The organism is Brevibacterium sp. ZH18 (genome assembly GCF_022748595.1).
Taxonomy (GTDB): domain Bacteria; phylum Actinomycetota; class Actinomycetes; order Actinomycetales; family Brevibacteriaceae; genus Brevibacterium.
Genome location: NZ_JALDSX010000050.1, coordinates 1 through 21,761, shown reverse-complemented (window position 1 = coordinate 21,761; position 21,761 = coordinate 1). Strand labels below are relative to the sequence as shown.

The following is a 21,761-nucleotide window of genomic DNA, read 5'->3' as shown; positions in this document are numbered from 1 at the left end:
GACACTGTCGCCACTCCTCTGATCGCCAGCGATTGAACCTTCTATCGACTGATCGCCATCTCGACGTTGTCATCATTTTCCCAGTCGAGGATCTTCAGCAGGTTCGCCTGCGATACAGAGACACAGCCCGCAGTCTCACCGCTGCCAGTGTTCACGTGCAGGAAGATCGCTGATCCCAATCCGGGTTTCGCCGACGCGTTGTATTCGATGACCTGACCATAGTTGTAAGCCGGCGCCTGATACATCGATTCACCCGAGTATCCGTCGGACTTCTTCTGCATCGTGTTGTAGTTCTTCGTGGCATCACCGTCGACCCACACATCGTCTTTGGTGACCTTGACGTACTTCGATCCCTGGAATTCGCTCGGCTCCGTCTTCACCCCGAAGCCGTAGCCCATGTCGAAGACACCAGAAGGGGTCATTCCGTCACCCTCGCGTTTCTCACCCGCGGCCGCGATGCCGTTGTACCCGACGTATCCGGTGGTGGAGATCGCCGAATAGTACGATCCGTCCCACTCCTCACAGGCATCAACCGTGACCTTCGAACCTCCGGCGCCGTTGACAGCAATGACCTTCGACGTCGAGGCATTCGACGGCACTGCACACTTCGCGCCTAGATGATCGGGTTTCTTTAAAGACGCATTGTCGTCGACGACTCCTGCGCCGAGCCCGGACTCCGCAGCCTGCGCGGCCGAGCCGAAGAAGAACGTCAGTGCGGTGACCGCAACTACCAGCGTCAATGGGCGCAGCATTCCTCGGCGGTGCTTGATGAGCGATGTCATGATGATTCTCCTCGTCGCTGGGAAGTGCCTTGGCCTGGTCTCGAATTCGATCCCTGGCCGAGGTGCATGGGGAGGCGCTGCAACTTTCAGCGCTGTGACAGAGTCTAGCGATCTACTCTTTCGGAGGCAGTCGTTGGCCCAACTCAGGTTGATTCGCGGACCCGTCCGGGCCGTTGCCTGAAGCACCTGCTGAACTTGAACCGTCACCTGCAGCCGCAATTTCATTGACGCCGGTCATTTCCTCCTGGTTGGCGGAGTCGTCATCAGACCCCTGCTGAGCCAGCAAGTCCGGATCGGTCCCACGCCACCGAGAGATGGCCTTCATGACCTGGTAGATGACGATTGCCGCCGCCGAGCCGAGTGCGATTCCCTCGAACTTCAAACCACCGGGTGTCCACGTGAAGTTCGCGATCGCAACGATGAGCGAGACAGCAGCCGTGTTGAGATTGATCGGGTTCGAGAAGTCAACCTTGTTCTCCACCCAGATCCGCACGCCGAGGAGACCGATCATTCCGTAGAGAACCGTCGCAGCTCCGCCGAGCACCCCCGGCGGAATCGTCGCTATGATTTCACCGAACTTCGGCAGCAGGCTCAGGATCAGAGCGATGATCCCTGCGCACATATATGCGGCCGTGGAGAAGATCCTCGTCGCGGCCATGACGCCGATGTTCTCGGCATATGTAGTCGTTCCCGACCCTCCACCTGAACCGGCGAGAATAGTTGAGAACCCATCAGCGAACAGGGTTCGACCGGTGATCTTGTCGAGGTCGCGACCGGTCATCGCCGACACCGACTTCACGTGCCCGATGTTCTCAGCTATGAGAACCAGCACCACGGGCAGGAACAACCCCAGATATCCGAGGTCGAACGCTGGGGCATGGAACGCGGGCAGTCCCACCCAGTCGGCCTTGCTGACTGTGGAGAAGTCGACCTGGCCCTGCAGCCAGGCAGCAACATACCCGATGAGCACACCGACAAGGATCGACAGCCGTCCCAGCATCCCGCGAAACAGCACAGTCGTCAGCAGAATCGTCACGATTGTGATGACGGCAGTCAGGGGAGCCTCCTGCACCCACCCCCAAGCAGCAGGCGCCAGGTTGAGTCCGATGAGAGCAACGATGGCTCCTGTGACCACCGGTGGCATCGTGACCTCAATCCACCGCACTCCGGCAAAGTGGACGAGGATGCCTACCAACGCCAACGTGACGCCGACGGAGATGATCCCGCCCTGGGCGAGCGCCATGGCCTGAGAGTCGAGATCCTCACCCGAGGTGGCAGCGAACCCGGTGACAGCACCGATCGGCGCCAGCAGACCGAAGGACGAACCGAGGTACGAAGGCATCATGCCTTTCGTGATGAGCAGGAAGAGCAGCGTGCCGATCGCGGTGAAGAACAGTGTCGTCGACGGTGGGAAGCCGGTCAGAAGCGGCACAAGGAACGTCGCTCCGAACATAGCGACGACATGCTGCGCACCGACGCCGATCGTCCGCGGCCAGCTCAGACGCTCTTCGGGGAGCACATTCTCTCCCGGGCGAATGGTCTTCCCGTCTCTGTAGAGGGTCCACCCCCTCCGGCGATCGGCCTCTGCGACCACCTCGTTGTGCGATTCCACCACGTGTCTCCTCAGCTGTGCGCCGTTCGGCAGCACCGAACCATCATGTTTCAACAATCGTCGAGAGCAGTCTATGCGCCTCTGGGCCTCGAACACGGCGATTCGGTGCGCACCCCGGCTTCCGGGCCGCTGCCAGTTGCCTGCTCCGATCAGACGTTGTCTGATACGCTATTGAACACTGTTCAGGAAAGGTTGGTTGCCGATGCCGATACCGCGATTCAAGTGGGTTGGTCGCGGGTCCGCTACTGCTCGGTCTCAGCCCAAGTCCTGCTCAGCCTCAGCCCGATCCCCTTATCCGCACACCGCCGAAGGAGCACCACCTATGACCAGCTGGTTCGACCATCTCGCCGAATCCGTGCTCGACGGAATCGCCATCACCGAGGAGCAGGCACTGCGACTGCTCACTGTCGCCGACGAAGAGCTCCTTGACCTCGTCGACGCTGGCTCAAGAACCAGACGTCGGCACTTCGGAATGACTGTCAAGGTCAACTACCTCGTAGATCTCAAATCGGGTCTGTGCCCCGAGAACTGCAGCTATTGCTCGCAGGCACTCGGCTCGAAGGCCCCAATCCTCAAATACTCGTGGCTGAAGACAGATGAGGCGGTGAAGCAAGCCAACACCGGTATCGGCGGGGGCGCCTCCCGTGTGTGCCTTGTCGCCAGCGGGCGCGGCCCAGGCAACAGAGACATCGATCGCGTCACTGAAATCGTCACTCAGCTCAAGGACGAACATCCTGAGGTAGAAGTCTGCGCCTGCCTGGGGCTGCTGAAGGACGGCCAGGCGAAGACACTCCAGAATGCCGGCGTCGACGCGTACAACCACAACATCAACACTGCCGAGTCGTTCCACGACACCATCGTCACGTCACATACCTACGCCGACCGGACGAGCACGATTGCCAAGGCCAAAGAATCCGGCCTTTCTCCCTGCAGTGGGCTCATCGTCGGACTGGGAGAAAGTCATGAACAGATCGTCGAAGCCCTGTTCGCGCTCAGAGACCTTGAATCCGACTCGATTCCGATCAATTTCCTTGTGCCCTTCGACGGCACTCCGATGGAAGGGCAGTGGAACCTCACCCCGACTCAGTGCGTGAAGATCGTGGCCATGGCCCGATTCGTCTGTCCCGACCGGGAGATCCGACTGGCCGGCGGACGTGAGATCCATCTGCGGTCACTTCAGGCGATGGCTCTTCACCTCGCGAACTCCCTCTTCCTCGGCGACTACCTCACCGCCGAGGGGCAGGCCGCCGAGGAGGATCTCGCACTCATCCACGACAACGGCTTTACGATCATCGGCCAGGACGACATTTCCTCGAACGTCACCACCCCCACGTTGCGCAGACGCGGTGCGGGGACGGAGCAGGTCGCCAACGATTGAGGGCATCTGCGTCTGAACGTAGTGCGCGCGGAATAGACAGTGAGGACCGGCACCAGTCGAAACTGGCACCGGCCCTCGTTCGCATCCCTCGCGAGTTCCTCAGATCATGTGGAAGTCAGGCGTCGCGCAGATCGCGCTTGAGGATCTTACCCGCGGAGTTCTTCGGCAGCTCAGGCACGAAGGCGACCCGTTTCGGCACCTTGAATCCGGCCAGACGATCTTTAACATGGGCGATGACGTCCGCCTCGGTGAGTTCGTCCTGGTCGGCCTTGATCACGACGAATGCCGTGATCGCCTCAATCCACTTCGCGTCAGCGACACCGACGACAGCCACTTCGGCAACCTGGGGAAGCTCGAAGATCGCATCTTCGACCTGCCTGCTGGCCACGAGCACACCGCCGGTGTTGATCACGTCTTTGACCCGGTCGATGACCTCGACGAAACCGCGCTGGTCCATCTTCACGAGGTCGCCCGAATGGAACCAGCCATCGTCGAACGCCTCTGCTGTAGCCTCCGGCTTGTTCCAGTAGCCTTCGCACAGCTGCGGCGACCGGTAGAGGATCTCTCCGAGCTCACCGGCGGGGAGGTCTTTGCCCTCACCATCGACGACTCGGGTCTCAACGAACATCACTGCTCGGCCCGCCGACGAGGGGTACTCGTCATGTTCTTCCGGACGGAGCACAGTGCACAGCGGCCCCATCTCCGACTGCCCGAAGCAGTTGTAGAACCCGAGCTTCGGCAGGCGCTCACGCAGCTTCTTGAGCACAGGACCAGGCATGATCGAGGCGCCGTAGTAGGCCTTGCGCAGGCTGTCGAGATTGCGGGTCTCCAGTTCCGGACTGTTCGCCAGTGCCACCCAGACGGTGGGCGCTGCGAAGAACGAGTTGATCTCGCGTTCCTCGAACAGCGCCAGTAGCTGGCCCGGCACTGGCGCCGGCACGATGATGTTATGCGCACCGACGGACAGAAGCGGGATGAGGAACACGTGCATCTGCGCCGAGTGGTAAAGAGGCAACGCGTGCACCACGCGGTCGTCGGCGGAGAAGTCGAGGCTCATCAGCGACGACATGTATTCGTGGAGCAGGGCTCGGTGCGTCATCACTGCACCCTTGGGCGCCGAGGTGGTCCCTGACGTGTAGAGCAGCTGTGCGACGTCGGTGTCCACGACGTCGAATTCGCCCGCCGCCGCAGGTGCGATGTCCGTGGCGGTCGCTGCCTCGAGAAGCGTGGAGAAGTCCCTGACCTCGAGTCCGGCCCCTACCGGAGTGGCGGTCACCGCGTCGATGAGGTCCGCATCGCCGAACACGATTCCTGCCCCCGAATTATCGAGGATGTAGTCGAGTTCATCGTTCTTCAGCTGGTAATTGACCGGCACGTGGATGAGGCCGGCGCGAGCGCAGCCGAGGTAGAGGAGAGCATAGAGGTCCGAATTCTTCCCATACGCGGCGACCCGGTCGCCCTTCGTCGCGCCGAGCTCCTTGAGCTCTCGTGCGACTGCAGTCACGGCCGCGTCGAGCCGAGCGTAGGTCCAGGTGCGGTCACCGAACTCGATGGCCACGTCGTCTCGGAATCGCCCTGCACTGCGGCGCACGATGTCTGCGATGGTCGACGGAAAGAACAGTTCTGGGGATGTCGAATTCGACTTAGTCGTAGTCATAGCGCAAATCTATTACCGAACAATCGTCAAGTGAACTGCGTCTCACACATTGGCCCCCGATCGCATGAAGTTCGCAGGCTGAATGTCCCGACCTGAACGTCGAGGCCCAAGTCGGTGCGGATGTAATACTGTGGTGCCATGAGGTATCCGAAGGTCAGCGAGTGTGTGGACGTTTTCGAAGCACTGTGGCCGCCGGCCCTGGCCGAGAGCTGGGATTCCGTCGGTCTTGCCGTCGGTGATCCCGATGCCCAGGTGCGGTCGATCCTGCTTGCCCTCGACCCCATGGATGCCGTGATCGCCGAGGCAGTCGTGCTTGGGGCCGATCTCGTCTTCAATCATCATCCCCTCATGCTCAAACCCGTAAAATCCGTCAATGCCGCAACCCTCAAGGGTGGAGCGGTGCATACCCTCATCAGCAACGACATCGCCCTGTTCAATGCCCACACAAATGCCGACTCGGCGCGTGGGGGAGTCTCGGACGTCCTCATCTCCCTGCTGGGGATCGAGGACGCCGAACCGCTGGTTCCGCATGCACATCAGGCGACGGCGGGTTCAGAACTGAACACCGGAATCGGACGCGTCGGAAACCTCGAAACGCCCACGGCAGTCCGCGACCTCGCCCGCACACTTTCCGACCGCCTGCCGCGCACCACGACCGGCGTGCGGATCGCCGGCGATCCGGCAGCCACCGTCACTCGTGTTGCCGTCTGCGGGGGAGCAGGCGACTCCCTCTTCGACGAAGTCCGTGCCAGTGGCGCCGAGGTCTACATCACCGCCGACCTCCGCCACCACCCGGCCACAGAAGCCCGCGACACCGCCAACCGGCACGGCGGCAATCCGCAGCTCATCGACGTCTCCCACTGGGCCTCCGAAACAGTCTGGCTCGACACGGCGGCCAGGGAGCTCGAGGCCGCGTTCACCGCCCGCGGACTCACCGTCGCCCTCCAGCATTCAGCCGTCAACACCGACCCCTGGGTCGAGCGCTACTGATCCACGGTCACGACTCTCCGACGACAAGGACACCACTATGCTGATCACCGCCGAGCAACGCGGATCCCTCGAATCCCTCATCGATCTCGCGGCCAGGGGCCGTGCTCTGCGACACGAGCACGACAATCCGAAGGAGGGCCCTGCCCTGCAGGACCTCGTGACACAGCACAAAGAGGCCGAGGAGCAGAAACGCGAAGCCGCCGAGGTGGTTGAGACGTTCCGTACTCAGGTTGCCGAATGCCAAACGCTGACCGAGAAGCAGAACGTCCAGATCAAGAAGAAGACGGACGAACTCAACGATGGGACCGGGTTGACCAGCCGAGACCTCGTCAACCTGCAGAACGAGATCGCCGGTCACGAAGAGCGCGTTGCCGAGATCGAAGAGTCGGAACTCGGCTCCATGGAAGAGCTCGAAGCTGCAGAGTCTGCGCTCTCCGAAGCCGAATCTAAGCTCGCCGAGGTGACCGCTGCAGGACGCTCAACGCAGACATCCATCAAAGAGCGCAAAGCCGAACTCGCAACCCAGATCGACGAGAACAGCGCAGCAGCTCAAACGCTGAAAGCAGAGCTGCCCGACGAACTCGTGCGCCAGTTCGAGAACAACATCTCCCAAGGTGGGCCAGGTGCGGCAATCCTTTCGGGACCGAACTGTCAGGCATGCGGCCAGGAAATCGGCGGCGCAACGTGGAAGTCCATGCTGCTCGAGGATCCGAACCAGACCTACGAATGCGAAGAGTGCGAGGCCGTACTGCTGCGCAAGGGCTGACAGTACCGTCGAGCACCGGGGTGGAGCGAGTAAGCCTGGGGTGAACCGAGTAAGGCTGGGGTGAAGAGCGTCGACTAGAAGTCGGCAGTTCAGTCCCTCAGCACGATCGTCAGCGCCGCAGGCTTCGATTTCGCATGCGGAGTGAACTCGACCTCGTAGGATTCCTCGGCCCGGGCCACCAGCTCATCGACAGTCGCTGGCAGCTCACGCTCATCGGCAAGCAGTCTGCCCACGAACTCTCCACGATAGAACTTGGCCCAGTGCGAGACAGTGCTGCGCTTGTCGCCGACGACATTCACCGCACCCAGAGTGACGACCTGGTCATTGGGTCCCGGCCACGCGGCCCGGTAATCGCTCGAGCGGCAGTCGAGTACCACCTCGGCGGGGGAGACTCTGAATTTCTTCGCCAACACCGGCTTCCACCAAGTGGACAGCTTTCCCAGCGTGCCCAGGTCCGTCTTCATCGCGAGGCGGTACGCCGGAATCGGGTCGAGGCCATTGACCTGGCCGAAGAGCGCAGAGAATACATGGACGCTGCGCAGACGCTGCGCCAGAGTCTCGCTCGACTGAGCCTGTCCAACGAGATCAGAGGCTCCCATCGCCTCGTAGAGCACTCCCGAATACGTCAGCAGAGCGGGAGCGCACGGCAATGAGTCGATCTCCGTGTTGCGTTTGACATCGGCAGCCAGGGACGGCCCGACTCCCAGCAGCGTGAGCGCGTCTTTGCGCTTGGACACCCTTTTCAGCGCCGAGACGACCTTCCTGCGCTGAGGATTGAGATCCTGGCCGGAGAGTTCTGTGAGGTCGAGTGGGGCACCCGAGATCGCGGGAGTCTTGCCCTCTGAGGGCGGCAGTAGGATCTTCACCCCACCATCGTAGGGGCCACGCCGGCTGCGACCGATTCGCGTCCAAGTGAGGTCGGTCACGGTGGCTGCCGTCAGCGAGGCGCCCATGCGTGGGTGCGCGGGTCGAAGGTAGACTGCTCTTGAGGACAGGTCACCAGACGGTCGCGGCTCCCAACAGGGCTGAGGAACGTCCGGGCTCCACAGAGCAGGGATGGTGGGTAACACCCACCCGGGGCAACCCGCGGGCCAGTGCAACAGAAAGCAGACCGCCCAGTTCCGACTGGGTAAGGGTGAAACGGTGGTGTAAGAGACCACCAGAGTGCCGGGTGACCGGCGCTGCTGGGTAAACCCCATCCGGAGCAAGATCAGACAGACGACATTTGAGGCTGCTCGCCGAGTCGTCGGGTGGATTGCTCGAGGCCGGTGGCAACATCGGTCCCAGATAGATGACCGTCAGTCGAGAAGGGCAACCGACTCGACCACAGAACCCGGCGTATCGGTGGCCTGTCCTCCACATACCTGCGCAGACGAAGAGTGCTCACGCAGACGATGCGACCTGGACCCCGTCCGACGGACTTCATCCGTGCCTGCTGATCGTCTGGGCCTGTTCATGGTCTGGGCCTGCTGATCGTCTTGGTCTGCTGATCGTCTTGGTCTGCAGATCGTCTGAGTCTGCACATGTTCTGGGCCTAGGGCGTGCTCTTCTTCACCTTCGCCTTGCCCTTGTTGATCGCCAGAATCGCGGCACCGACGATACCGGCGTTGTTGAAGAGCTTGGCCGGCTTGATCTCGGCGCGCGTCGTGATGTGATGGAGGAAGTCCGCATGGGACTTCGAGACCCCGCCGCCGATGATGATGACATCTGGTGCCACGAGCAGTTCGACCTGTGAGTAGTACTGCTGCAGGCGACCGGCCCACTCCTCATAGCTCAGCCCTTCTCGGACCTTGACTGACTCCGCGGCCTGAGTCTCGGCGTCGCGACCGTTCATCTCGATGTGCCCCAACTCGGTGTAGGGCACGAGCCGGCCTTGGGTGAAGAGAGCAGTGCCGATGCCCGTGCCCAACGTCGTCAGCAGAACCGTCTTCTTCCGATGCCGACGCCCGGCGCCGAACGTCATCTCGGCAAGCCCTGCGGCATCGGCATCGTTCATGATGTAGAAGTGTCGGCCGGTGTGCTCGGCGAGGATCCTGACGATGTTCGAACCGATCCAGCTCTGGTCAAGATTGGCCGCGAAATCCACGAGGTCGTCGCGGACGACTCCCGGGAAGCCGCACCCGATGGGCAGAGCGTCGAGAGCAGAGCGATCATCGACGACTCCGACCTCGAGGGCCGTGGAGATGAGGATCTCGATGAGCTCTGACATGGCCGCGGCGACCGCAGACGGTGTGCTGGGCTTCGGCGTGAGCACACGAACCCGTTTGAAAGCCAGATCCCCAGTGACGGTATCGACGAGCCCGGCCTTGATACCGGTGCCGCCGACGTCGACTCCGATGGCGAAGCGTCCTTGCGTGTCGTCAGTCATGTCAGTCCTGTCGGGTCTTCGGTCCCGCGGCGATCGCTGTGTCCGCGTCGGGAAGAGTGAGGATCTCGGCGCCGGTCTCGGTGACGACGAGAGTGTGTTCGAACTGGGCCGAACGCTTTCGGTCCTTCGTGACCACGGTCCAGGAGTCGTCCCAGACATCCCAGTCAACGGTCCCGAGGTTGAGCATCGGCTCGATCGTGAAGATCATTCCCGGCGCCATCACCTCGGCGTGGGAGGGTGCGGCATCGTAGTGGGGCACGATGAGTCCCGAATGGAATTCGCGACCGACCCCGTGTCCGCTGTAGTCGCGCACGACGCCGTAGTCGAAGCGCTTCGCGTATTTCTCGATGACCCGACCGATGATGTTGATCTCGCGACCGGGCTTCACGGCCTTGATGCCGCGCATCGTCGCCTCCCAGGTCCGCTCGACGAGCAGGCGTGACTCCTCGTCGACGTCTCCCGCGTAGAACGTATAGTTCGTGTCCCCGTGCATGCCATCGATATAGGCTGTGATGTCCACGTTGACGATGTCGCCGTCGACGATCACGGTCGAGTCGGGGATGCCGTGGCAGATGACTTCGTTGAGTGACGTGCACACAGACTTCGGGAACCCGCGGTAGCCCAACGTCGACGGGTATGCGCCGTGGTCGCACATGTAGTCGTGGGCAACCTTGTCGATCGCGTCGGTCGTGATGCCGGGTTCGATGATCTCTCCGACCGCGGCCAGGGTATTCGCCGCGATCCTGCCTGCAGCGCGGACCTTCTCGATCTCCTCCGGAGTGTAGAAGTTGCTGTCCCGCCCTTCGTCCGCATCAGCTCGACCGACGTATTCAGGTCGGACGATGTTCTGCGGAACACCGAGTTCGGGGGAGATGGCTCCGGGCGTGAGAAGTCGAGGCGTATCAGTCATGATGACTCCGATTCTAGAGCCGTTTCGCGCTGATATTCCACAATCGGCCCGCCTGTCGGTGACTCCTGCGCCGAGCGAGGCCGATTAGACTCGGAACTGCAGCATGGATACGACGTCAGAGGCCTCGGTCACCGTGGCACGTCCCCATTGGACACGAGCGCACTGGGAGGTGTGATGAACGAACAGAGCGATCCGCTCGGCCACGAATTCTCGGGCCTGAGCGAAGTGGTGAGTCTGACCAGCGCACCCCAGCAGATCGCCGACCACATCCTCTCCGGCATCGCCGTGGGCGCCCTGCCCGAGGGCACGCTCCTCCCGGGCGAACGAGCTCTCGCCGCCGATCTCCAGGTCTCACGGTCGAGCGTGCGGGCCGCCCTGCTGCGCCTCGAACGGCTCGGGGTCGTCGAACGGCGCCGCGGTCGCGGAGGCGGAACCTTCGTCCTCAACGCGCAACCCGCGACGTTGGCCCCGATGGCCGGCCGGATCGATGAATTCCACGCCGAGCGCAGGAATCTGCTCGACGCGCGTGCCATCTTCCAGAACAGTCTGGCCGCGACCGCCGCCCTGCGGCGGTCTGACGAAGAGCTCCAGGGCCTGCGGGATCTTGCTCGCAAATATTCGGAACGCGCCGAGGCGGCTGTGGCCCGGACAGCTGACGCTCAGTTCCACTTCGCCATCGCCCAGGCCGGGCACAACCCGGAACTCGTGCGCATGGCGATCGATATCGATACGAGGATCAACGCCGGCTTCCGGCACGACCCGTTCTCACCGGAGCTCTTCGACCACGCGGTCCGGGATCATGCAGCTATCGTCGACGCCATCGCAGCTGGAGATTCCGCAGCAGCCGGACGCCTCTGCGAAGAGCATTTCAGGTCGACGACGATGCCTCCCCACTCCTGAGACCTCGCCAGCATCGGCCGCTGGGCCCCGCCCGCACCGGGAGGCACTCACGGGCTGTCACAAGTCACCGGGGGAGACGCTGACAGAGGTCGGCATGCGCTGACAGATACTCACGGGCAGGACAGACACTGATGGCCGGCACCCTCCACGGGTGCCGGCCATCATCGCTTGAGACCTGGTGGTGTCAGCCGCAGCGGGGCAGCACCTGGTCTATGCGCGTCAGTTCGCGAGCGCGTGGGCCACGGACACGGCCTCGAGACCGAACGCCTCGGCGACATTGTCATTCGTCACGTGCCCGTTGTGGATGTTGAGTCCGCGAGCCAGAGCCGAATCATTAGACAGCGCCTTGTGCCAACCCTGGTTGGCGATCTTCACGGCGAAGGGAAGCGTCGCATTCGTCAGAGCCGCAGTTGCAGTGTTCGGGACTGCACCGGGCATGTTGGCAACGCAGTAGTAGATCGAGTTGTGGACTTCGAACGTCGGATCGTCATGTGTGGTCGGACGCGAGTTCTCGAAGCAGCCACCCTGGTCGATTGCGATGTCGACGAGGACTGATCCGGGCTTCATGCCTGCGACCATCTCGTCGGTGACGAGCTTCGGCGCCTTCTTGCCCGGGATGAGGACCGAACCGATGACGAGATCGGCCGAAGCCAGCGACTTCGTGATCTCGTACTTGTTCGAGACCTTCGTCGCGATCGCTCCGCCGAATGTCTCATCGATCTGACGCAGACGCGGAATGTTGATGTCGATGACCTCCGCGTTCGCACCCAGGCCGACAGCCATTCTCGCCGCATTCGTGCCGGCGACTCCGGCACCGATGACGACGACGTTCGCACGCTCGACCCCCGGCACCCCCGAGAGCAGGATTCCGCGTCCGCCGCCGGCCTTGAGCAGGCTGTGCGCACCGACCTGTGTGGAGAGCCGACCGGCGATCTCACTCATGGGAGCCAGCAGCGGAAGTCCGCCGGCATCCGGCTGGACCGTCTCGTAGGCAATGGCGGTCGTGCCGGCAGTCATCAGCGCCTGCGTCAGCGTTTCGTCCGCAGCAAGATGGAGGTAGGTGAAGAGGACGAGGTCCTTGCGGAGGAAGCCGTACTCCTGAGCGATGGGCTCCTTGACCTTGAGCACCAGATCTCCGGCTGCCCAAGTACTCGCGGCATCGGGAGCGATCGCGGCACCGGCTTCTGTGTATTCATCATCAGTGATGAACGAGCCTTCGCCGGCACCGGCCTGAACGGTGACGTCATGTCCGTGGGCGACGAGTTCATGGACACCAGCAGCTGTGATGGCGACGCGGAACTCGTTGTTCTTGACCTCTGTGGGCACTGAAATGCGCATAGTATTCCCTTTTCTCATGTTGCCCCATGGGCAGTTCCAACCACATGGCGCAGTGGCTGAGGTTACAGCCCACTGTATTCCGTTGAAGGTCTGGAGAGCAAACCTTTAGACGCTGATTTCGTGATGTTCTTTGCGGATTTCGTGGGTCACCGGGAGCCCGATCTCCGGAAACGGAACTCTGGGCGTGCGCCGTCACAGAACAATGCCAGGTCAGGGCCCCAACAAAAGGTCTCTGCCGGTACTGCTGTCGGCTGTCGACCGGCTCGACGGCTGTCCCGGACAAGGGCGTGTTGCATGGTCGTGGCAGGAACGGCGAGAACCGGTAAGCTGAAATATGTCAGGGATACACCCCACCCGCGATGGAAGGCTCGACATGGGACTGTTCAAAGATATCGACGAGGCTGATTCGAAGTACTACTTCAACGTGGAGACCAACACGGTCGAACGTGGAATGGTCAGCGACGCCAATCACCGTATGGGCCCCTACGAGACGGAGGCCGAAGCCAAGGCAGCCCTCGAGCGTGCGAGGACCCGCAATGAGGAGTGGGAAGAAGAAGAGAAGAAGTGGAACGGCTGAGAGATGTCACGTCAGGAAGAATTCGTCCTCCGCACCGTTGAGGATCGCGAGGTCCGCTTCATCCGACTGTGGTTCACCGACGTCCTCGGCGGACTGAAGTCCGTCGCAATCGTCCCAGCTGAACTCGAAGGGGCCTTCTCCGAAGGAATCGGCTTCGACGGTTCGGCCGTCGAAGGTCTGTCTCGGGTCTACGAGGCCGACATGGTCCTCAAGCCGGACCCCTCGACGTTCTCCCTTCTGCCGTGGCGCGGAGAGGTGGAGCCCACTGGCCGGATGTTCTGCGACATCCATGTACCCGGGGGAGAGCCTGCCCAGGCCGACCCTCGCAACGTCCTCAAGCGGACCCTGGCGAAGGCGGCCGAGAAGGGATTCACCTTCTACGTCCACCCGGAGATCGAGTTCTACCTGTTCAAGACCGACAACCTCGATCCGGGCACAGGCATCGTCGACGGCACGCAACCCGTTCCCGTCGACACCGCCGGATACTTCGACCACGTCAACGGCGGCACCGCGAACGACTTCCGCCGCTCGGCCGTGACCATGCTCGAAGCCATGGGACTGTCCGTCGAGTTCTCGCATCATGAAGCCGGCCCCGGCCAGAACGAAATCGACCTGCGCTACGCCGATGCACTGACCATGGCCGACAACATCATGACCTTCCGGTCTGTGATCAAAGAGGTCGCGATCTCACAGGGCGTCTACGCGTCGTTCATGCCCAAGCCGCTGGCCGCTCATCCCGGCAGTGGAATGCACACCCATGTCTCGCTCTTCGAGGGCGAGAACAACGCCTTCTTCGAACCCGGTGCCACCTACCAGCTGTCCAAGACGGGCCGACAGTTCATCGCCGGCCTCCTCACCCACGCCGCCGAGATCACCGCTGTGACCAACCAGCATGTGAACTCCTACAAGCGACTGTGGACCGGACACGAGGCCCCGTCCTACATCTCCTGGGGCCATAGGAACCGGTCGGCTCTGATCCGGGTTCCGCAGTACCACTCGGGCAAGTCGTCATCGGCTCGCATCGAGTACCGCTCCCTCGACTCGTCGGCCAATCCATACCTGTCGTATGCACTCATGCTCGCCGCCGGGCTCAAAGGCATCGAAGAGGGCTACGAACTGCCCGATGAGGCCGAGGACAACGTGTGGCAGCTCTCGGACACCGAACGTCGCGCAATGGGAATACAGGCGCTGCCCACGAGCCTGTCGCATGCTCTCGAGATCATGGAGCAGTCCGATCTCGTGGCCGAGACCCTGGGCGAGGAGGTCTTCGACTTCTTCCTGCGCAACAAGCGTCAGGAATGGACCGACTACCGCGCTCAGGTCACGCCGTACGAACTCAGCAAACACTTCACCTCGATGTAGCCCCATGGCCCGACTCACATCGCGCACTTCCGTCGTCTCCTCGTCGGCTGCCCGTTTCCTCGACGAGATCAACGAGATCCTCGGTCAGCCTCTGGCCACGGACTCGCGGTTCATCGACCTCCTCGAAGCGACGCCGGACCCGCACGCCGCGGCACTCGGCCTGCTTCGGATCCTCGAAGCAGCCGGGGACTCGGCACCGCAGTTCCTCGAGTCCATCCGCTCCGATTCGACACTGCCTCTGGCAGAGGATGAGCTCGATCGGCCACTGCTTGCCCGGGCACTCGGCGTCATGGGAACATCCGAGTCGATGGTCGATCACCTCGTGCGCCACCCCGACTCCCTGCCGAAGCTGATGGAGCCGTCGCCGTACCTGATGATCTCGACTCCCGACGCATCGGCGGCATCGCTGCGGACCGCGCTTCTGACCTGCGTCGGGGCAGACCCGGAGGATCCAGCACCCACGGCCGGTCACCTCGGCGAAGACGGGATCAGACGTCTGCGTCGGGCCTACCGTGATGCACAGCTGCGGCTGGTCGCCGACGATCTCGTCGCTGAGGCACCCGAGGAGATCGTCGACCATGTCATGGCTGTGCTCTCCGACCTCGCGGCCGCCGCCATGGACGCGGCTCTGGCGATCGCCCGGGCGGAGCTCGATCCCGACGGAGACGTGCACCTGGCCGTGATCGCTCTGGGCAAGACCGGTGCGCGCGAACTCAACTACGTCTCGGATGTCGACGTCGTCTTCGTCCTCGACTCCGCGTCGACGGACGAAGTCCGTGATCGTGCCACCGAGGTGGCTCAGCGGATGCGAGCGATCCTCTCCGACGCCGGACCCGAACCGGCGCTGTGGGAGGTTGACACGGCCCTTCGCCCAGAGGGCAAGGCCGGCGCCCTGGTCCGCACCATGTCCGAATTCACCCACTACTATGCCGACGTCGCGAAGAACTGGGAATTCCAAGCACTGCTCAAAGCCCGCCCGGTGGCCGGTGACACGTCCGTCGGCGAGGAGTTCGTCGACACGCTGCTGCCTCTGGTCTGGGACGCTGCCAGTCGGCAGGGATTCATCGACGGCATCCGCGCCATGCGTCGACGCGTCGTCGACCTCATTCCCGCCGCCGAGGCACCGCGTCAGATCAAACTCGGGCGCGGGGGACTGCGCGATGTCGAGTTCTCCGCCCAGCTGCTCCAACTCGTCCACGGGCGCACCGATGAGGACATCCGGACCCCGAACACCCTCGTCGCTCTCGATGAACTGGGGGAGCACGGCTACATCGGCAAAGAGGATGCGGCGGTCTTCTCTACGGCCTACCGATTCATGCGCGTCGTCGAGCACCGGGTCCAGATCCCGCGAATGCTGCGCAACGCCCTGATCCCCGACGATGAGGACAAGCTGCGGATTCTGGCTCGCTCGGTCTTCACCTCGGGCTCACGGACCGGGTCCCGTCTCGAAGAGATGCGGAAGGACTTCGCTCGACAGGTCACTCGCCTCCACGAGCAGATCTTCTATCGGCCCATCCTCGACGCCGCGGTCGGCGTCCACGGGGCCGTCGTCGATGCCCACAACAGAGGGACCAGCCTGCAGGCGGCTGCTGATCGTCTCCAGGCCTTCGGCTACCGGGATCCGCAGGGAGCCCTGGCCCACATCAAGGCGCTGACGACCGGAATGTCGCGCACGGCCCTGGTCATCAAACAGGTTCTGCCTGCCCTCCTCGACTGGTTCTCCGACGGCGTCGAGCCCGATACAGCGCTGCTGGCATTCCGGCGCCTGACCGACTCGCTGTCGTCATCCGGCTGGTTCCTCAAAATGCTGAGAGATTCCGGATTGGCAGCGAAGTCCGTGGCCGAAGTGCTGTCACTGTCGGGCTACACCACCGACCTGCTGCTTCGACAGCCCGCCGGCGTGGCCTGGCTCGACAACTACGACAACCTCTCGTCTCGCGACCCGAAGGCGCTGGCCGCAGAAGTGTCTGGACTGGTCAAACGTCATGGGGCGAAGGCGATCACACAGATCAGAGAGACCTATAGTCGTGAGCTCCTCCGAATCTCGCTGCGCGACGTGCTCGGCGTCGGTGAGCGCGCCGAGATCCCCGGTGACCTCTCGGCCCTCATGGATCTCACCGTCAGAGGCGCGCTGGAGGCTGTGCGGATCGATCTCGATGATGACGCAACGCCCGGCTACGAATTCTCGGTCATCGCGATGGGCCGGTGGGGCGGAAGCGAGATCGGCTACTTCTCCGATGCCGACGTCATGTTCGTCTATCGGCCGCTGGATGCCAACCTCGGCGCCGAGGCGAAGGCGAAACTGAGCAAGCACGTCAACAAGATCGCACTGCAGTTGGCGACCCGTCTCAAGGCGAGCGAGGGCGCTCAGGGAGTCGACCTCGACGCTGATCTGCGTCCTGAGGGCAAGAACGGTCCACTGGTGCGCACCTTCTCCTCCTATGAGGCGTACTACGCGAAGTGGTCCCAACCCTGGGAGGCGCAGGCCTTGCTGCGCGCCCGTCCGGTGGCCGGCGACGAGCGCCTCATCGACGACTTCACCAGGCTCATCGATCCGCTCAGGTACCCCGTGGAGATGACGACGAAGGCGCTGACACAGGTGCGTACGCTGAAGGCCCGGATGGAGGACGAGCGACTCCCACGCAACGCCGACAAGCGTCGCCACCTCAAGCTCGGACGGGGGAGCCTCTCGGACGTCGAATGGACGGTGCAGCTCATCCAGCTCCAGCATGCCCATGACATCCCAGAGCTGCGGACAACGTCGACGCTGCCTGCACTGCGCGCGGCCGCGGCACGGGACCTCATCTCCGCCGATGACGCCGATGAGCTCGCGACCGCATGGCAGTTGGCCACAGATGTCCGCTCAGCTGTGATGCTCTTCCGCGGGCGTACGGCCCAGGCGCTGCCAGCCGACTACTCCGAACTCGAGGCCACCGCCAGACTCTTGGGCTACCCGGCCGGCGGGGGCCACGATCTCGAAGACGACTACTTGCGTGCTACCCGCCACGCCAGGGCGGTCATGGAGCACAGCTTCTACGGATTCTGAGGCCTCCCGGCCTCGTCCTACCAGCCGCGTTCGGCGGTAGTCCTCAGGCCCCGGCCAGACATCAGTTCGCGTCGAACTCGAGCCCGAGCAGAGCGTTCTCGATCACCTCGGGCAAGGCCGGATGGATCCAGTACTGACCTGCCGCCACCTCGTCGGCCCTCTGGCCGAAGGCCATGGCCTGGATGAGAGGCTGAACGATCATGGAGGCCTCGTGGCCGACGATGTGAGCGCCCAGAATGTGACGCGACTTCCTGTCCGCAATGATCTTGACGATCCCCGGGTCATCGGCCATGGCCCAGCCATAGGCAACATCCGAAAATTTCTGGACCTTCACGGTCACGTCGTGCCCGGCCGCGAGTGCCTGCTCCTCGGTCATGCCGACGTACGCGACCTGGGGTGAGGAGAACACCGCTCCGGGCACCGCATGGTGATTGACTGTGGCCAGGGCAGCCTCGGCGGCAGTTCCCGGTCCTCCTGCCGCGACGTCGGCGGCGAGATTGTCGCCGACGATCTTTGCCTCGTGGTTGGCCACGTGCTTGAGCTGGTGCGGCGAGCTGATGTCACCGAGGGCAAAGACCCCCGGGACCGGGTGCCCACCGGAGAGCACGCGCTGATGTTCATCGACGGCGAGACGACGGTCATCAAGCACATCGAAGCCGGCCGCCTCGACGCGCAGGCCCTGCGTATTCGGGGTGCGCCCTGTGGCGATGAGGACCGCATCCGCGTCGATCTCATCCGGGAGATCGACCTCGCCGAGGCGGCCGCTGGGCTTGAGTGTCACCGTGATCTGACCGGCGTCGAAGTCATAGGCCGAGACCTCCGCCCCGCGATGGACGGTGTGCGAGGCTTCGAAGATCTCGGTGAACTCCCGCGAGACCTGTTCATCGATGTTGCCCAGCAGTCGTGGACCCCTGGCGACGACAGTCACCTCGGTGCCGAAGCTCGAGAACACGTGGGCGAACTCCATGGCGATGATGCCCGAACCGATGATGACCAGTCGAGCGGGCAGTTCAGGCCGGCGCATGATGGTATTCGAGGTGAAGACCGGATATCCCTCGGTGTCGACCAGCGCGGGATCGAGCCCCTCAGCGGAGGGGATGACCGGAGACGCACCGGCGGCGATGACGATGCGATCCGCAGTGATCTCTTCGCCGGATGCCGTGACAACTGTCTTCTCGCCGGTGAAGTGCACATGCTCGGGGACCACGGTGATGTTCGGCTGTCGGTCTCCGCTGCGATACTCCCTGCCACCGGACTCAATGGCATCGATGCGGTCGAAGATCCGCTTCTGCAGAGCGCTCCAGTCGACGCCGCCGTAGGTCGTCGATACGTTGTACCGGGAAGCATCGGCTGCGTCTTCGGCGATGGTTGCAGGGTAGACGAACATCTTCGTGGGAATGCACCCGACGTTGAGGCAGGTACCGCCGAAATGCCATTCCTCGGCGATGGCGACCTTGAGTCCCGAGAATCTGTCGTCGAGGAACATGTTTCCCGAGCCGGTGCCGATGAGGAGCAGATCGAAGTGAGTCATTGTCCATCCTGGTTGAGTCCGATTGAGCGCCGAACGTTGAGCGTTGATGGCCGCACGTTGAGCGTCGAGCGTTGAGGGCCGAACGTTGAACGCCGAACGTTGAGGGTCGAGCGCCGAACGTTGCGGGCAGCGCGCCGAGCGCAGATGCGAAAGGGCGCCACGGGTGAAAACCCGTGACGCCCCCACTGTATTCCCTACAGCCACTGCGGCATTCCCAGCAAGCACTGCGGTCGCCGTTTGCGACGGACCCGGCAGCTGCCGGCCGACGTCAGCTGGTGCCTGAGACCAGGTACCTGAGAACAGGTGCTCCTCAGCTGAGTCGTCGTGCGAGATCAGAGCGCGTAGTAGAGCTCGAACTCGGTCGGGGTCGGACGCAGGCGAGCAACCTCGATCTCGTTTTCGCGCTTGATCCGGATCCAAGTCTCGATGAGGTCGGGAGTGAAGACATCGCCGGCTGTGAGGAAGTCGTGATCCTTCTCGAGCTCGATGAGGGCCTCGTCCAGGGAACCGGGGACGAGCTTGATGTCCTTGGCTTCCTCTGGGGGCAGCTCGTAGAGATCCTTGTCGATCGGCTCCGGAGGCTCGATGCGGTTGCGGATTCCGTCGAGTCCGGCCATCAGCTGAGCCGAGAATGCGAGGTACGGGTTCGTCGATGGGTCCGGCACGCGGAACTCGAGGCGCTTGGCCTTCGGCGAGGAGCCGGTGACCGGGATGCGGATCGCAGCCGAGCGGTTGCGGGCCGAGTAGACGAGGTTGACCGGTGCTTCGTAACCGGGCACGAGGCGACGGTACGAGTTGATCGTCGGGTTCGTGAAGGCCAGGACAGCGCCGGCGTGTTCGATGAGGCCGCCGATGTACCAGCGGGCAAGGTCGGAGAGTCCGCCGTAGCCGTTCTCGTCGTAGAACAAGGGTTCACCGTTCTTCCACAGCGACTGGTGGCAGTGCATGCCCGAGCCGTTGTCGTCGAAGAGCGGCTTCGGCATGAAGGTGGCCGACTTGCCGAGTTCGTACGCCGTGTTCTTAATCACGTACTTGAAGTCGAGGAGCTGATCGCCGGCATGCTGCAGGGTCTTGAACTTGTAGTTGATCTCCTGCTGGCCTGCGGTGCCCACCTCATGGTGGGCCCGCTCCATCTCGAAGCCGATCTGTTCGAGAGTCAGCGACATCTGGTCACGGATGTCAGCGAACTTGTCCTGCGGGGAGACGGGGAAGTAGCCGCCCTTGAACGGGGTCTTGTAGCCCAGGTTGCCGCCCGGCTCGTCCTCGCCTGTGTTCCAGGCCGCTTCTTCGGAGTCGATGTGGTAGAAGCTGCTGCCCGGGGTGTTCTGGTAGCGGATCGAGTCGAAGAGGTAGAACTCCGCTTCGGCGCCGAAGAACACTGTGTCGGCGATGCCTGTGCTCTCGAGGTAAGCCTCGGCCTTGGCCGCGACCTGGCGTGGATCGCGGGAGTACGGCTCATCGGTGAAGGGATCCACGATGGAGTGGGTGATGACCAGGGTCTTGGCCTCGCGGAACGGATCGATGTACGCCGAGGTGACATCGGCGAGCAGTTTCATGTCCGACTCGTGGATGCCCTGGAATCCCGTGATGGAGGACCCGTCGAAGAGCAGACCTTCGGTGATCTCTTCCGTGCCGTACGAAGCGGCAGGAAGATTGAAGTGCTGGACGACACCGGGGAGGTCGCAGAAGCGGACATCGACGAATTTGACGTCGTTCTCCGCGATGTAGTTGACGAGTTCTTCAGCAGACGAGAACACTTAGTCTCCTAGATAGATTCTGGTGGTCGTTTGACTTGACCACCCTCAATTCTAAGTGCAAGTGCGTGAAGTCACGATGTCGCCCATGTTTCGGGCATGTTTCCTGATGATTCACTCAGGTACGACTTCGGTAGGCTGGTGGTGTGATCAATCGTGACGACATCGGTTCGTGGCTCGACGGACCTCGCTTCGACAGAGAAGACGGCGACTGGCCGGGCAGACGCCTTGGCCTCCCAGAGCACGGCTCGCATTCGCTGGCTCCGGCCTGGCGCAGAATCCTCGCGCTGCTTGTGGACTGGTTCATGTGTCTGGCGATCGCGAATCTCATCGGTTCGTCCAATCCCTTCCTCGCTCCCGGCATCTTCGCGCTTGAGCACTTCCTGCTCGTGGCGACGCTCGGCTACACAGTCGGGCACAGGATCTTCGGCATCGAAGTCCGTCGCCTGGACGGATACGTGCCCGGACTGCTCAAGTCGCTTATCCGCACCGTGCTCGTTGTGCTCGTCATCCCTGCACTCATCTTTGATCGAGACAATCGCGGAGTCCACGATCTGGCCGCTGGGACCGTGATCCTCAAGCGCTGACACTGCGTGTACACGCTCTGACCTTGGACACGCTGTGAACCTACACAGGCAGTGAGCTTTTGAGCCCCCTCGCCTACGAAGCCCGAGGGAGCTGACGCGATCTGACGAGGCCGGGGGAGCAGGCCGGGGAGCAGGCTCACACTCAATCACTCAGACTCAATCACGCAGCCTCAATCATTCAGAGATACAAGAGAGGCGCCGAC

Annotated in this window: 17 protein-coding genes and 1 other RNA gene; 9 read left to right on the top strand and 9 right to left on the bottom strand. The window is 62.7% G+C overall.

Annotated features, from left to right (window positions below; genetic code table 11):
- Positions 1-41 precede the first annotated feature (41 nt).
- Together MPN20_RS14595 and MPN20_RS14590 are read right to left on the bottom strand one after the other, a co-directional pair.
- A complete protein-coding gene (locus tag MPN20_RS14595) occupies positions 42-782 on the bottom strand; it encodes a L,D-transpeptidase family protein (protein ID WP_242783290.1) in 741 nt (246 codons plus the stop codon).
- Between the two features lie 112 nt (positions 783-894).
- The gene (locus MPN20_RS14590; protein WP_347566837.1) at positions 895-2,394 is read right to left on the bottom strand and encodes a solute carrier family 23 protein; all 1,500 of its coding nucleotides are present in this window, start codon (positions 2,392-2,394) and stop codon (positions 895-897) included.
- Between the two features lie 322 nt (positions 2,395-2,716).
- On the opposite strand from MPN20_RS14590, the gene bioB reads away from it, so the two are divergent.
- Positions 2,717-3,772 carry a biotin synthase BioB gene (bioB, locus tag MPN20_RS14585; RefSeq protein ID WP_242783288.1) on the top strand — a complete coding sequence of 352 codons (1,056 nt, stop codon included), beginning with the start codon at positions 2,717-2,719 and terminating at the stop codon, positions 3,770-3,772.
- Between the two features lie 115 nt (positions 3,773-3,887).
- On the opposite strand, the gene MPN20_RS14580 is transcribed toward bioB, so the two are convergent.
- Positions 3,888-5,429, bottom strand: coding sequence for a fatty acyl-CoA synthetase (locus tag MPN20_RS14580; RefSeq protein WP_242783286.1), 1,542 nt, complete (start codon positions 5,427-5,429; stop codon positions 3,888-3,890).
- Between the two features lie 165 nt (positions 5,430-5,594).
- On the opposite strand from MPN20_RS14580, the gene MPN20_RS14575 reads away from it, so the two are divergent.
- Positions 5,595-6,419 (top strand): Nif3-like dinuclear metal center hexameric protein, encoded by an 825-nt coding sequence (locus tag MPN20_RS14575; protein ID WP_242783284.1) that lies wholly within the window; start codon positions 5,595-5,597, stop codon positions 6,417-6,419.
- Positions 6,420-6,456: 37 nt separating this feature from the next.
- Complete coding sequence (locus MPN20_RS14570; protein ID WP_242783282.1) at positions 6,457-7,185, top strand: hypothetical protein; 729 nt, start codon at positions 6,457-6,459, stop codon at positions 7,183-7,185.
- 89 nt (positions 7,186-7,274) lie between these two features.
- Here the strand turns inward: MPN20_RS14570 and yaaA are convergent, their stop codons facing one another.
- A complete protein-coding gene (gene yaaA, locus MPN20_RS14565) occupies positions 7,275-8,051 on the bottom strand; it encodes a peroxide stress protein YaaA (RefSeq protein WP_242783280.1) in 777 nt (258 codons plus the stop codon).
- A gap of 125 nt (positions 8,052-8,176) precedes the next feature.
- Between yaaA and rnpB the strand changes: the two genes are divergently transcribed.
- Positions 8,177-8,542, top strand: an RNA gene (rnpB, locus tag MPN20_RS14560) — RNase P RNA component class A.
- 177 nt (positions 8,543-8,719) lie between these two features.
- Here the strand turns inward: rnpB and ppgK are convergent.
- Together ppgK and map are read right to left on the bottom strand one after the other, a co-directional pair.
- Entirely contained in the window at positions 8,720-9,553 is an 834-nt protein-coding gene (ppgK, locus tag MPN20_RS14555) for a polyphosphate--glucose phosphotransferase (RefSeq protein ID WP_242783278.1), read from the bottom strand.
- A gap of 1 nt (position 9,554) precedes the next feature.
- Positions 9,555-10,463 carry a type I methionyl aminopeptidase gene (gene map, locus MPN20_RS14550; RefSeq protein WP_242783276.1) on the bottom strand — a complete coding sequence of 303 codons (909 nt, stop codon included), beginning with the start codon at positions 10,461-10,463 and terminating at the stop codon, positions 9,555-9,557.
- 174 nt (positions 10,464-10,637) lie between these two features.
- Between map and MPN20_RS14545 the strand changes: the two genes are divergently transcribed.
- Positions 10,638-11,363, top strand: coding sequence for an FCD domain-containing protein (locus tag MPN20_RS14545; RefSeq protein WP_242783274.1), 726 nt, complete (start codon positions 10,638-10,640; stop codon positions 11,361-11,363).
- Between the two features lie 219 nt (positions 11,364-11,582).
- Here MPN20_RS14545 and ald read toward each other — a convergent pair whose 3' ends face one another.
- Positions 11,583-12,701: an alanine dehydrogenase gene (gene ald / locus MPN20_RS14540; protein WP_242783273.1), complete on the bottom strand. Its 1,119-nt coding sequence runs from the start codon at positions 12,699-12,701 to the stop codon at positions 11,583-11,585.
- 373 nt (positions 12,702-13,074) lie between these two features.
- Between ald and MPN20_RS14535 the strand changes: the two genes are divergently transcribed.
- Genes MPN20_RS14535 through MPN20_RS14525 form a run of 3 tightly spaced genes read left to right on the top strand, consistent with a single transcriptional unit; the run spans position 13,075 to position 17,686 of the window.
- Positions 13,075-13,278, top strand: a complete 204-nt coding sequence (locus tag MPN20_RS14535) for a hypothetical protein (protein ID WP_242783272.1) — start codon at positions 13,075-13,077, stop codon at positions 13,276-13,278.
- Between the two features lie 3 nt (positions 13,279-13,281).
- Positions 13,282-14,640 (top strand): type I glutamate--ammonia ligase, encoded by a 1,359-nt coding sequence (gene glnA, locus MPN20_RS14530; protein ID WP_242783271.1) that lies wholly within the window; start codon positions 13,282-13,284, stop codon positions 14,638-14,640.
- Between the two features lie 4 nt (positions 14,641-14,644).
- Positions 14,645-17,686, top strand: a complete 3,042-nt coding sequence (locus MPN20_RS14525) for a bifunctional [glutamine synthetase] adenylyltransferase/[glutamine synthetase]-adenylyl-L-tyrosine phosphorylase (protein ID WP_242783270.1) — start codon at positions 14,645-14,647, stop codon at positions 17,684-17,686.
- A 61-nt stretch (positions 17,687-17,747) separates the two neighbouring features.
- Here the strand turns inward: MPN20_RS14525 and MPN20_RS14520 are convergent, their stop codons facing one another.
- Positions 17,748-19,217, bottom strand: a complete 1,470-nt coding sequence (locus MPN20_RS14520; protein WP_242783269.1) for a mycothione reductase — start codon at positions 19,215-19,217, stop codon at positions 17,748-17,750.
- Positions 19,218-19,549: 332 nt separating this feature from the next.
- Entirely contained in the window at positions 19,550-20,974 is a 1,425-nt protein-coding gene (gene glnA, locus MPN20_RS14515; protein WP_242783267.1) for a type I glutamate--ammonia ligase, read from the bottom strand.
- A 143-nt stretch (positions 20,975-21,117) separates the two neighbouring features.
- On the opposite strand from glnA (MPN20_RS14515), the gene MPN20_RS14510 reads away from it, so the two are divergent.
- Positions 21,118-21,558, top strand: a complete 441-nt coding sequence (locus tag MPN20_RS14510) for an RDD family protein (RefSeq protein WP_242783265.1) — start codon at positions 21,118-21,120, stop codon at positions 21,556-21,558.
- Positions 21,559-21,761: the final 203 nt, after the last annotated feature.

Bases quoted from the DNA above. Each gene is read 5' to 3' on its own strand.
- MPN20_RS14595 (WP_242783290.1), bottom strand. From the start codon at position 782: ATGACATCGCTCATCAAGCACCGCCGAGGAATGCTGCGCCCATTGACG.
- bioB (WP_242783288.1), top strand. From the start codon at position 2,717: ATGACCAGCTGGTTCGACCATCTCGCCGAATCCGTGCTCGACGGAATC.
- MPN20_RS14580 (WP_242783286.1), bottom strand. From the start codon at position 5,429: ATGACTACGACTAAGTCGAATTCGACATCCCCAGAACTGTTCTTTCCG.
- MPN20_RS14570 (WP_242783282.1), top strand. From the start codon at position 6,457: ATGCTGATCACCGCCGAGCAACGCGGATCCCTCGAATCCCTCATCGAT.
- ppgK (WP_242783278.1), bottom strand. From the start codon at position 9,553: ATGACTGACGACACGCAAGGACGCTTCGCCATCGGAGTCGACGTCGGC.
- map (WP_242783276.1), bottom strand. From the start codon at position 10,463: ATGACTGATACGCCTCGACTTCTCACGCCCGGAGCCATCTCCCCCGAA.
- MPN20_RS14545 (WP_242783274.1), top strand. From the start codon at position 10,638: ATGAACGAACAGAGCGATCCGCTCGGCCACGAATTCTCGGGCCTGAGC.
- ald (WP_242783273.1), bottom strand. From the start codon at position 12,701: ATGCGCATTTCAGTGCCCACAGAGGTCAAGAACAACGAGTTCCGCGTC.
- MPN20_RS14535 (WP_242783272.1), top strand. From the start codon at position 13,075: ATGGGACTGTTCAAAGATATCGACGAGGCTGATTCGAAGTACTACTTC.
- glnA (WP_242783271.1), top strand. From the start codon at position 13,282: ATGTCACGTCAGGAAGAATTCGTCCTCCGCACCGTTGAGGATCGCGAG.
- MPN20_RS14525 (WP_242783270.1), top strand. From the start codon at position 14,645: ATGGCCCGACTCACATCGCGCACTTCCGTCGTCTCCTCGTCGGCTGCC.
- MPN20_RS14520 (WP_242783269.1), bottom strand. From the start codon at position 19,217: ATGACTCACTTCGATCTGCTCCTCATCGGCACCGGCTCGGGAAACATG.